A 10828-nucleotide genomic window follows, 5' to 3' on the forward strand; every position below is an offset into this window, starting at 1 on the left:
ACTTCAGATCCTCCTGGCCACCTGGGCCGGCGCCTGCCCCACCTGTCACCGCGACATACCCACCCGCGAACCAACCTGACCAAGCACTACTAGTGTCCTGGCCATGGACTCTGAACGACTCAAGCTCTCTTCGCGCAAATGGATGATCGCGGCCTTCGCCGCGCTCGCCGAAGGCCCGTCGTCCCATGACCTGGCGGTCCACCACGCCGGGATCGCTGCCGAGCATCTCCTCAAGTCATACCTGGCCAGCCTCCACCCGGCCCTCGTAGTCGAGGGCAAGGATTTCAACTCCTTGCTGCACGCGACGGGTCACGGGGCACACGCTTCGGTTCCCGCGGAGCAGGTCAAGACCATCGGCTTGGCCGAAGCCCATGCCCGAGCGCAGAAGATCTTGCGGAAGAAGATGCCGGTCGATCAGCGGGCGCTTGGACCGCTAGCCAATGCTCGTAACGGCGTCGCACACAGTGGCATGTACAACCGGTCAGAGGTCAATGCCGTCTTCACCACGTGTCTCCGGCTGATCGACCCCTTGCTCGTCGAGCTCAAGATCGACACTTCCTACTGGGGCCGCTACGAGTCCCTGCACGACCGGCTTCTCGAAGAGAACGTGGAAGCTGTCCGTGTCCGGCTGGAGAGCAAACTTGCTCGGGCCAAGGATGTCTTCTCTGAACGTTACGGCCACTTGCCCCAGAAGGAACGCGAGCTCGTCCTCGGCACGATTGCACGAGTCTCCCCTCCCGGCTACATCGAACACGACGAGCCCGCCACCTGCCCGGCATGCGACTCGCAGGGCTGGCTTAGTGGTGACACGCACATTGACGAGGATGAGTGGGCGGTCATGTTCACCCCGTTTGTCTTCACCTGCCCAGCCTGCGACCTGCGTGTCGAGCACGAGGAACTTGAAGAGCTGGAGGGGCTTGCGGAGGAGGTCAAGCTGGATGAGTCACCAACCGACTTCTACGCGGACTGGGAGCCAAGTGAAGTCCGTGGATCTTCATGGGATGGAGGACCATTCCACAACTTCTGATAGCCGGGCTTACCAACATCTCGCACGTCTTCGGGGATGTGATTGAGGTGGGCGGTGGTGAGGCCGACCACGGAGCCGGTGTCGGGATGGATCTGCTCGTGGACGGCCGGACAGCGGCCGCCCGGGTGCGTCAGGCCGCAGCGGCCCGTGCACTCGCAGCGGCCGCCTGCCCGCTCGAACCGGATCCGCGCGCTGATCTGTGGCCAGTCGCGCGGGTACCGGTGCAGGTTCTCGGGACGGATGGGCACGGCAGCTCCGCTACTGCTCGCCGCCGGCGGCCTGGCGGTGCTCGAAGGCTTCGAGCAGTTCGCCCAGGTCGTGCGGCTCGGGTGCGGTGCCGACCCATATGCCGCTTTCGGTGAAGACCTCGACGTCGGTGGTGTCGGCGTCGAACCAGCAGACGTACGGCCCGTACCTCTCGATGACGGCCGGGGAGAGGGCGGCCGGGTCGGAGAGCTGCGGTGCGGTCTCCAGCACGGTGAGGGTGGTGACGACCAGCCACATCGGCTCGTCCGGTGTGCGGGGGAGCCGGAGGTAGCCGGTGACGCGGAGCTTGTCGCCGGGGACCAGGTCGTGGATGACCGCGTGCGCGAGCTCCGAGTCGGTGACGCTGCAGGGCAGGATCATCTCGTCCGTACGCTCGTCCGTGGGGGAGACGGTGAGGCGGAACCGCGCCGTCGTTCCGTGCAGGTCGCCGGGCACGGTCTCCTCGTCCAGGAAGCCCTCCAGGGCTATCGCGTCGTCGTCGGCCACGGCAGCCGGCCTTCCGTGCCGGGGTCTGGTGGGCGGCGTCGTGAGGGTACAGGGCGCTTGATGGCCCTCTCCGGGCTCAGCCATGCTCCGCGACGGCACCTTCTACGAGTCACGCCAACCCGAGGCGGCCACCGCATGACCACCTCAAGCTTGACGAAAGACATAGAGGCACCCCCCACAGGAAGTGGGTGCCTTTCCTTGAACCACCAACGCCAGTCCCACGAGGGTGAGCCGGACAGCCCTGCTGCGAGCGATCATGGTCGTGCCTGATCCGCTCTGGGCCGTTCTACAGGTGCTGGGCGTCGGTGACTTCGCTAGTGCTCTGACCGCATAGGTTCACCGGTTCGCTCGGGCCGCAGTGGCGAGTGGGCGTCCGCCCCAGCGGATGCCTCTCTCGCTGCGGATGCGAGCGCGTTCCTTACGTTCGGCGGCCAGGACGTCGCGGTGGCGGGCGTTGGCGTTGCGCCAGCGGAGGTAGGCATGCAGGGCCCGGGTCTGGACCGTGTGGTTGGGGTGGTGGGAGTTGGCCCCCAAAGCCGCAGCAGCAGCCAGCCGGTGGCCTCCGCCGAGGCGCGAGGGAGACTGATCGTCCGATCGACGGCGAGCGTGGAGGGCTGACGCACCCGGTGAGAACGATCACCCTCACCCGGTGCGTCGTCCTTTGAGGAGCGTGAGGAGGAGGGGAGCATGAGGCCCGGATCAAGGCTTCGCGGCGAGTTCCCGCGTGGCTGGTGGAGCTCGGCGCGATGGTGGGTCACCGGGATCCGTGAGCTGGCACTGAGTACTGCGGCGGCTGTGGCTACCGTAGTGTTCGTCGGCGAGATGGTGCGCGCCGTGCGGCATCGTGACGAGCCGAGGATCCTGGCGCGTCTGGTCGGCTCGTTCGAGGGGTACGTGGCGGGCCTTCTGGTCAACGGCGCAGGCTTGGGCGTTTTGGGCACCATGGAGATCGAGAATGATCTGCCTGTGGTGCTGATGGTGCTGCTGACGGGGTGGTGTCTGTCCAACATCGGCGTCAGCGCCGTGATGTTCGTCGTGGTGGCCCAGTCGAGGATTCGGAGGCCAGAGGCATGGGCCGAACTCGATTTCGTCGAGCGGCATGCCCCGAAATACGGCCAGCCGCCGGAGACGATCGAGGAATACCGGGCGCTGCAGCTTCAGGAGTAGACGTCAGGGGCTTGACCAGCCGAGGAAGGACAGAACCCCGTGGACGCGATGCCCACGGGGTTCTGCGCTGCTTGGCCGGCCGAGCGGGACGTCGACGCTACTTCCCGCACTTGGTCTTGAAGCCGTCCAAGAGGGCCTTGCCCGCGTCGGAGTTGTCCCGCACGTACGCGCTACCGCTGATGCTGATCGAGGTGGTGCTGGTTGAGATCGACTCGCTGCCGGTCCGCTTGTTGCGGCTGTCGTCTCCGGCGACCGTCCAGATGATCTGGGACTGATCCTTGTTGAACTCGCCGGTGCTGGTCACGCCCGGCTTCTCGTAGACACCGTCGCAGCTGTACTCATGATGCGAGACACTGTTGCCCTTGACGACCAGCTGGCCGAGGTCGGACGTGCCGTTGACGTCCTTGACGTAGTAGGTACCGTCGAGCTTGCTGGCGCTGTCGCTGCTTCCGCTGCAGGCGGTGAGTATGAGTGAGCCCGCGGCCAGGGCCGCGATGGACACGGTCATCTTGGCCCGCGTCCTACGTGCGGTCCTGGTGATGCTCATGGTGCTCTCCTTTCATTCGTCCTGGATAGTCGGTTTGAGATAGAAGGCCAGTCAAAATACCCTATGGATAGGTCACTTTGGCTGACCGGGACCACCTATCAGGCGCCTTCTCGGAGGTTGCCGAGCCGATGCCCAGTCAGCGCTAGTTGTTCTGACCGCATAGGTTCACCGGTTCGCTCAGGCCGCAGTGGCGAGTGGGCGTCCGCCCCAGCGGATGCCTCTCTCGCTGCGGATGCGAGCGCGTTCCTTGCGTTCGGCGGCCAGGACGTCGCGGTGGCGGGCGTTGGCGTTGCGCCAGCGGAGGTAGGCATGCAGGGCCCGGGTCTGGACCGTGTGGTTGGGGTGGTGGGAGTTGGCGATGGTGAACTGCCGCAGCGGTCCGAAGTGGGCCTCGATCGGGTTGGCCCAGGAGGCGTAGGTCGGGGTGAAGCACAGTTCGACCTTGTTCTTCTTCGCCCAGCGGCGGATGTCCGCGCCGGTGTGGGCGGAGAGGTTGTCCAGAATGATGTAGATCGGGGCGCCGTCGGGCCGGGCGGCGCGGATCGACTTCAGTGCGGCCAGGCTGTTGGCGGTGCCCTTGCGGCGGCGGTTGACGCCCCACAGTGTGTCGTCGCCCACGGAGTAGCAGCCGTGGAAGTAGGTGATGCCGTGGGTGCGGCGGAAGGTCGCCGGCAGCCGGTCGGGCCTGCCCTGCTTCGCCCAGCAGGAGCCCGCGGTGGGCCGGATCCCCAGGGGTCCGAACTCGTCGAAGGCAAAGACCCGGTCCGGGAAGCGATCCACAACATGCTCGATCCGGTCGAGCTTGGCGTTGCGGTCGGGGTCGGGGGACTCCTTCCAGGTCTTGGTGCGCTGGAAGGTGATGCCGCAGCGCCGGAGCAGGCAGCGTAAGGCCTCCCGGCCGATACGGATGATGCGTCCGTGTACTTTCCGCAGGTAGTCGGCGAGTTTGCGTACCGACCAGCGGGTGAAGGGCTGGCTGAGCTTGGCGGGGCGGGTGGTGGCCGTCTGGACGACGAAGTCCTCGTCGTCAGGGGTGAGCAGGCGGGGACGGCCTCCCGCCCATCGAGGGTCCAGGCAGGCCAGACCGATCTCGTTGAACCGGTGGATCACATCCCGCACAGTGTCCTCGTCGGCGTGGACCAACCGGGCGATAACCGGCACCCGGTTCCCGCCGGCGGACGCCAACAACATCATTGCCCGCCGGTAGCGCACCGAGCTGGTGCTGCCCCGGCGGACGATCTGCTGCAGCTTCTGTCCTTCCTGATCGGTCAGTCTGCGGACCCGCACAGGCTCGGCCACCCCACCTCCAGCAATCGGAATGGACGTCACCACCCATCCAACCGCGCCACCCGCCAATCCGGTGAACCTATGCGGTCACAGCACTAGCCGTCGCAGGCACCACTACGGCACTCTACTGCCCTGCCGGGACGCCGCCACCCTCGCGAGCTGGCTGCGCAAGCATGCCCCAGCAGCGAATGTCACCACTCCTCGGCTTCTCTCCCACACCCCGAGAACTCACCGCTCCGGTCACCGCTCACCGGACCCCACTCACCGGTGAGTCACCACTCCACTCACCACCTACCAGGCGCACTCACCCTCACTGCACCGAACCCCACCGCACGCGATCGAGCACGACCCAGCACACCAGTAAACCGAGTTCCGCGTCCAAGCCCCCGTACCTCGCCCTCCGGTACCACGCCGGGCTTCGTGCTCCCTGGAGAAGACCGGCGTGCACCCTCTACACCGCCCGGGACAGCCGCACCATCCGCTGCGCTCCAGCGCGGACCGCCGGACAGCTCCGCCAGGGCCCCGTCAACGAAGGCACCGGTGGCGAGAACGCCTGCACCGCGCGACAGAACCACGCCACAGGCCGACGCACCCTTTCGGGCGCGTCGCGATGTGGTCAAGGAGTTACGTCGCCTTTGGAGGCGTTCGCTCCGGGCCTGCCGCGCGCCCCAGCCACGAGTGCGCCTCCTCCGTCTCACCTCGTTCCAGCAGGATGCGCCCGGCCTTGTGCATGGCGATCTTGTTGTGTGTGGCGATCGCCGTGTGCCGGTACCAGTCAAGGGCCTCGGTGGTCCGGCCTCGGGCGGCGAGCCGGTCCGCAACCTGCATCAGTGCCGCTGTGTGGCCGGCGGCGGCGGCCTGCTGGTACCACTCCAGCTTGGTTTCCTCGAGTCCGGCGTCGTCGAAGTAAGCGAGAGCCTCGGTCAGCGCGGCAAAGTCGCCGGCGCCAATTCGGCTGCGCAGCCAGTCCAGCATCTCGCCATAGAGCCCCAGCGAGAGCATGACCTCAACCCGGACACCCAGGGCGTCCACGTCGCCGCTGTCGCTGCGGCTCCGAAGCCAGGTAAGGGCCTCGTCGCTGCGTACCCCGTTCAGTAGCCCCACGACGAAACGACGCAGTGCGATGGGGTCTCCGAGGTCGGCAGCCCGCTTGTACAGGGTGCTCGCCTCCACCGCATTGCCCTGCGCGCGCAGTTGGTCCGCGGCCTCCATCAGCGCGCCGGGCTCCCCCCGCTCCACCATGGACTCCAGCCGGCTGCGAGCTCCTTCTCCCGTCTCGGACGCGGCTAGCAGACGTACACCCTCCCGAAGGGCGTCGATCGCACCCGTCTCGGCCCGTGACCACAGCCAGTCCTCGGCCTCGCCGAAGCGCCCCACGGACCTCATCACGTGCACGGCGACATGTTGGGCATGCACGTCACCTGCCTCGGCACGAGCTCGCAACCAAGGCAGCGCCTGATCGGCCCACGTGTCGCGACCCGGCAGATCCCTAATCTGCAGTAGGGCCGACTGCTCACCGTCCTCGACGGCCCGGATGTACAGCCGGCAGGCGTCCGGGTACGCGCCCACCGTGCGCGCCGCGTCGGCCAAGGGCAGCAGCGCGCTGCGCTCGGCGTACTCGACGGCCGCCTGCCACAGTTCGGCGGGCACCTTGTGGTCGAGCCGCACGATGCGACCCTCGTGGTCGAGGGAGTCAGAGAGCCGGTAATGGGTGGCCGCGGGCCGCGCTTCGCCGCCCGGGGTACCACGGCCAGCTGGCGCTATCTCCCCCAGCGGTGGCCGCGCACCACGGCACTGCGCGGGGTCGGACACGTACACCCAGGCCCGCTGCAGCTCGGCTTCGCCGAGCAGGTCGTACGCGGTGCGCCCAACGTAGCCGGGTAGCGCGGACGCCAGAAGCGTGGCAGCGAGTTCCGGTCCGTGTCCCAGGCGCCTCAGGTCCATGGCTGCCTCGATGAGCCCACGCGCTGCCGGGGGCGCGAGCTGGTACCGACGCTTGACCTCGGGTCCGCCCGCCATGTACTGCGTCATGCGGCCGTCCTCGGCGTTCGCGAGTGCCTCGGCCCAGCGCGGGTCGCTCTGCGCCGCCTCTTCGATCTTGCGCCGGACCGCCAGGCCCGAGAAGTCGTCCGGTACCGGGATGACCGCCTCCCGCAGGCGTAGATCCAGCGTGTCGAGGCCGGGTCCGATACGCAGATTGCGCTGGTACCGCACGGGGTCCAGCAGCCGCCGCGCGCTGGCGTGCTCGTCATGGTCCGATCCTCCGGAGGGGAACGCCCGGAGGGTGCTGAGGAAGTTGGGCCAGATCGTCCCCAGTAGCAAAACGGGTGCCCGGCGACGCAGGCGCAACAGCTCGGTCAGCTCCGCTGCCAGCCGGGGACCCGAGGGCGAACCCGGGGTCAGGAAAAAGGTGTGCGCCTCGTCGAGCCAAATCACCGTGTGCGGCGCGACCAGCGACAGCTCCTCCAGTGCCTGATCGGTACTGAGCGGCGCCCACAGCCGCCATTGGTCCGGGAGGCTCTGGACCGCCTCCCAGCAGGCACGCGTCTTCCCCGTCGACGACTCGCCGGAGAGCATCGCGAGGGCGCTGCCCCCACCAAGGGCCACTTTCACCCTCAGATGCAGCAGCTCGTCGTGTTCCCGCGCGACGTAAACCGGAAGTTTGCCGGGCAGGTCCTCCTCATCGCTCTCGATCACCTCGTGGACATGGAGGGCGAACGGATCATCGAAGCTCCGAACCGGCTCGCCCGCGTACACGACCGACCGTGCTCCCAGCCATAACCCGATGGTCTTGTCGGTGGTATGGGCCACGTCCCACCGTGCTTCGCGTGCCAGCACCCGTGCGATGGTGACCACGTCCGCCTGCTGGGGGAGCTCCGTCCCTGCCAGGCAGCGGTTGATCATGTCCTTGCTCGGGTTGCCCGGCGCATCGTCGTCATCGTCAACGAGCTGTCTGATGTCCCGCATGGTCGGCTCGCCCGCCGCCAGGTACAGGGTGTGGAGATAGTCATGCAGTTGGCCACGGGCACCGGGAGCCCACTGCGGTGGCCCCAGAGGGCGGGGCCGCCGGACGGGGGGCTTCTCGTCTCGACTCATCCGCAGATGATGGACCACCAGTAACTCCCTTTGGTATCCGCGCAGGTCACGCGCACAGCCTGAGAGCTCGCTGTCTCAACTCGTCCGACCTCTCACGGAGCCCCTTCTCCTGGATTCACGGCCGAGGCATGGCCGGCCGCACCCGCAGAAGCGGGCGCATCCATCGTCAGGAGATCAGGGAGGGAACGTGTACGACCCGAAGGAGCAGGAGCAGGAGCGGGCGCAGGACCACACCGACGATTCGGAGCAGGGGCAGCACCGGTCGGAGCCAGGTACGGAGCCGGACCACCTGAGCAAGCCCGGCTGGCGCAAGCGGGCACAACGCGCAGCCCTGTTCACGTTGAAGGAGACACTCCGCGGCATCAGTTCCGGCCTCGGCAGCGTCGTCGTCACTGCCGCGATCCTCTGGTGGCAGTCCCGCCACTGAACGTTTGCTCCATAGCAAGGCCAACTACAACAAAGCCGGGGTGCTAACGGCGTTAGCACCCCGGCTTCAGACAGACGCCCCGCCTGCCTCAATCAACTGTCAGTGAACGGCGGCCATGAGGCGCTCGAGGAGTACTGCGCGCTGCTCTTCGGTCATTTTCTCGAAGATCAGGTCCGCCACGGCGTTGCCGTCGTGCCAGGGGACACGGGGCAGCTTACGGATGTCCACAAGATGTGGTTCGAAGTCCCTGTCGGGGGCCGACTGCACGGCTTGCTGCGAGTCGCTACTCGCAGGACGCTGGTGCGGCGGCTCCGGATCACTGACCTCAACGGGCTGCTGCGGCAGCTGCGAGTCGTTGCTGGCAATGGCGGCTGGCGAAGGATTGGAGGTGCTAACGGCGTTAGCACCTGGTGTAGGGCTGCGCCGCTTCTTGGCCTCCCGCTTGGCCATGGCTTCGTCTGCGGCACTCTGCTGCTGTTGTGCTGGCAGCTGCCCGATATTGCGGGCGATCTCCACAGGCAGGCTGCGGTCCTCGACCTGCTGCTGGAGTTCGGGGGTGAGCTTGAGAAGAGCAATACGCTGAGTCACCCACGGGCTGGACTTCCCAAGGGCACGAGCGACAGCACGCTGGGATCCGTGGACATGGACGAGCCGTTCGAGCGCTTTGGCTTCTTCAAGAGGTTCGAGATTCTCGTGCTGCACCGCTGCCGTGAGGGCGGTTTCGAGGAGAGTGTCGGCGTCCTGCGCGAGTGAGTCGTCTACGTGGACGGGGAGATCGTCCAGGCCAGCGAGCTTGGAGGCTGCGAGCCGGCGATTGCCGTCGACGACTACGTACGCCGCGTCACTGATCTGGTCTTCGTGGCTGGGGTGGGCGGCGAGGAAGGCTTGTCGGGTGACGACGGCAAGCGGCTGGATGATCCCTCGGGAGGTGAGACTGTCGGCGAGTTCGTCGACGGCCTTCAGTTCCTCGCGGGGGTTGTAAGGGTTGTGGGCGAGTGCACTCAGGGCAACGCGGAGGGTTCCCGTGTGGCTGGACGAGGGAGGCATCGCTGCCGGGGTGTCCTGGCCTGAGAAGCGCGCGAAGGATGCAGCGCGGCTACTCATGGGCTGGGCGACAGCGTTGAAGGTGGGGGAGTCCCCCAGCAAGTCGGCCTTGCTCATGCGGTCGTCACTCCTCGGGCGATCTTCCTCATCTGGTGGGACTGCTCGCAGTCCGGTGCGTAATCCAGGAGGGGATGCTGCTTACGGACGGCTTCGCGCTGTTCCTTGACGTCGGGCACGACGGCGAGGACCGGTGGTGTGCCGAGGGACTTCCACTTATCGAGGGAGGAGGTGGCGATGTAGCCGCGGCGGCTGTCGAACTTGTTGACAACGAGACCGAGCTGCTCGATGTGGATTTCGAAGTCCGTGGACAGGGAGGCGACCTGCTGGATGAGCATGCCGTAGGCCTGGGCGGATGTGTCTTCCGCTTCGACGGGGATGACGAGCCCTGAGGAGCCGGCCTTCTCGTCGGCGCGCTGCCGGCCGTAGGTGAGGGCGGCGTCCATGGCGAGGCCGAGGCTGGGGGGCGAGTCCACGACGATGACGTCGAAGTGTTCCTCGAGGGGGGCAAGCGGACGCTCGAGTGCAGCATGGCGGGGGCCGCGGAAGACTGTGAGGCCCGAGTCGAGGAGGAACGCGTCGAACGCTGCGGGGAGGATGCGCAGGCGGCCGCCGAAGCGGTCCCGTTCTATGGCGACTGTCAGGTCCAACAGCGGCTGCTTGGCCTGCTCGCGGTGGAGCATGTGCGCAATCAGGCTTTCCTCGCCGGCGGGGATGGCGGTGAGGCCGAGCTGGTGGGTGAGGTGGCCCTGGGGGTCGTAGTCGACCAGGAGGACGCGGCGCCCGTTGATCGCGGCGCCGGCTGCAGCGCCGAGGACGCTCGGGTCTTCCGCAAGTGCTTGCGCGAGGCCCGCGGAGATGGCGGTCTTGCCGACGCCGCCCTTCTGGTTGCAGACGATGACGCGGCGGGTGGTCTGCTGGGCTTCGGCCGGGTTGTCGACCAGCCAGAGTGTCACCGCCTGCGCCAGACCCTGAATGTAGGCGACGTTGCGCTCGCGGCAGTCGGCCTTGAAGTCTTCGTAGAGGCCTTCGGGGAGGTAGGTGCCGAAGGAGTCGGCTCCGGCCGTGTTGACGGTGGGGAGCTCGTCGGTGCAGGCGCGCCAGGCTTGGATGCCGGCGGTGACGGCGTCCTGCATGTCGGTCTGGAGCTGTGCTGCACGGACCTTGAGGGCCTGCTGGAGGTGAGCGGGCAACTTGGAGACGAGCTTCTCCCGTTCCGCTCCCGGGTTCGGAGATGACGTGGACGGCAGCATACTGCCGTCTCGCGGAGATTGGGTGATCCGTTAGGTGCGTTTTGCCGATTTCTGGCGGTAGTTCCTGCTCGGGTGCTAACGCCGTTAGCACTCTCGAGGGTGCTAAACGCGTTAGAACCCCACCCACCGAGTCGCGTTACATGGTGAAAAAAAAACAACGGAACCCCCCC

At 66.9% G+C, this 10828-nt stretch carries 9 protein-coding genes and 1 pseudogene; 3 read left to right on the forward strand and 7 right to left on the reverse strand.

The window, feature by feature from the left end; genetic code table 11:
• Positions 1-103 precede the first annotated feature (103 nt).
• Positions 104-1027 (forward strand): hypothetical protein, encoded by a 924-nt coding sequence (locus ACFV7Q_RS36505; RefSeq protein ID WP_385435237.1) that lies wholly within the window; start codon positions 104-106, stop codon positions 1025-1027.
• Between the two features lie 258 nt (positions 1028-1285).
• On the opposite strand, the gene ACFV7Q_RS36510 is transcribed toward ACFV7Q_RS36505, so the two are convergent.
• Both ACFV7Q_RS36510 and ACFV7Q_RS36515 read right to left on the reverse strand, forming a co-directional pair.
• On the reverse strand, positions 1286-1780 hold the full coding sequence (locus ACFV7Q_RS36510) for a hypothetical protein (protein ID WP_385435238.1): 495 nt from the start codon (positions 1778-1780) through the stop codon (positions 1286-1288).
• 336 nt (positions 1781-2116) lie between these two features.
• Positions 2117-2308: pseudogene (locus ACFV7Q_RS36515) on the reverse strand (IS630 family transposase); the annotation flags it as partial.
• 267 nt (positions 2309-2575) lie between these two features.
• On the opposite strand from ACFV7Q_RS36515, the gene ACFV7Q_RS36520 reads away from it, so the two are divergent.
• Positions 2576-2947, forward strand: coding sequence for a hypothetical protein (locus ACFV7Q_RS36520; RefSeq protein ID WP_385435239.1), 372 nt, complete (start codon positions 2576-2578; stop codon positions 2945-2947).
• 97 nt (positions 2948-3044) lie between these two features.
• On the opposite strand, the gene ACFV7Q_RS36525 is transcribed toward ACFV7Q_RS36520, so the two are convergent.
• From ACFV7Q_RS36525 to ACFV7Q_RS36535, 3 genes are all read right to left on the reverse strand, one after another.
• The gene (locus tag ACFV7Q_RS36525) at positions 3045-3494 is read right to left on the reverse strand and encodes a hypothetical protein (RefSeq protein WP_385435240.1); all 450 of its coding nucleotides are present in this window, start codon (positions 3492-3494) and stop codon (positions 3045-3047) included.
• 177 nt (positions 3495-3671) lie between these two features.
• Positions 3672-4793 carry an IS630 family transposase gene (locus tag ACFV7Q_RS36530; protein ID WP_385435242.1) on the reverse strand — a complete coding sequence of 374 codons (1122 nt, stop codon included), beginning with the start codon at positions 4791-4793 and terminating at the stop codon, positions 3672-3674.
• Positions 4794-5405: 612 nt separating this feature from the next.
• The gene (locus ACFV7Q_RS36535; protein ID WP_385435243.1) at positions 5406-7877 is read right to left on the reverse strand and encodes a hypothetical protein; all 2472 of its coding nucleotides are present in this window, start codon (positions 7875-7877) and stop codon (positions 5406-5408) included.
• A gap of 187 nt (positions 7878-8064) precedes the next feature.
• Between ACFV7Q_RS36535 and ACFV7Q_RS36540 the strand changes: the two genes are divergently transcribed.
• Positions 8065-8304 carry a hypothetical protein gene (locus ACFV7Q_RS36540; protein WP_385435244.1) on the forward strand — a complete coding sequence of 80 codons (240 nt, stop codon included), beginning with the start codon at positions 8065-8067 and terminating at the stop codon, positions 8302-8304.
• 99 nt (positions 8305-8403) lie between these two features.
• On the opposite strand, the gene ACFV7Q_RS36545 is transcribed toward ACFV7Q_RS36540, so the two are convergent.
• Both ACFV7Q_RS36545 and ACFV7Q_RS36550 read right to left on the reverse strand, forming a co-directional pair.
• The gene (locus tag ACFV7Q_RS36545) at positions 8404-9465 is read right to left on the reverse strand and encodes a ParB/RepB/Spo0J family partition protein (protein WP_385435245.1); all 1062 of its coding nucleotides are present in this window, start codon (positions 9463-9465) and stop codon (positions 8404-8406) included.
• Entirely contained in the window at positions 9462-10658 is a 1197-nt protein-coding gene (locus ACFV7Q_RS36550; RefSeq protein ID WP_385435246.1) for a ParA family protein, read from the reverse strand. The genes ACFV7Q_RS36545 and ACFV7Q_RS36550 overlap by 4 nt, the downstream gene beginning before the upstream one ends.
• Positions 10659-10828 lie beyond the last annotated feature (170 nt).

The organism is Streptomyces sp. NPDC059851, assembly GCF_042732005.1.
GTDB lineage: Bacteria > Actinomycetota > Actinomycetes > Streptomycetales > Streptomycetaceae > Streptomyces.

What these genes read in the sequence shown, in the direction of transcription:
- ACFV7Q_RS36505 (WP_385435237.1), top strand. Translation starts at nt 104, where the DNA reads ATGGACTCTGAACGACTCAAGCTCTCTTCGCGCAAATGGATGATCGCG.
- ACFV7Q_RS36525 (WP_385435240.1), bottom strand. Translation starts at nt 3,494, where the DNA reads ATGAGCATCACCAGGACCGCACGTAGGACGCGGGCCAAGATGACCGTG.
- ACFV7Q_RS36535 (WP_385435243.1), bottom strand. Translation starts at nt 7,877, where the DNA reads ATGAGTCGAGACGAGAAGCCCCCCGTCCGGCGGCCCCGCCCTCTGGGG.
- ACFV7Q_RS36545 (WP_385435245.1), bottom strand. Translation starts at nt 9,465, where the DNA reads ATGAGCAAGGCCGACTTGCTGGGGGACTCCCCCACCTTCAACGCTGTC.
- ACFV7Q_RS36550 (WP_385435246.1), bottom strand. Translation starts at nt 10,658, where the DNA reads ATGCTGCCGTCCACGTCATCTCCGAACCCGGGAGCGGAACGGGAGAAG.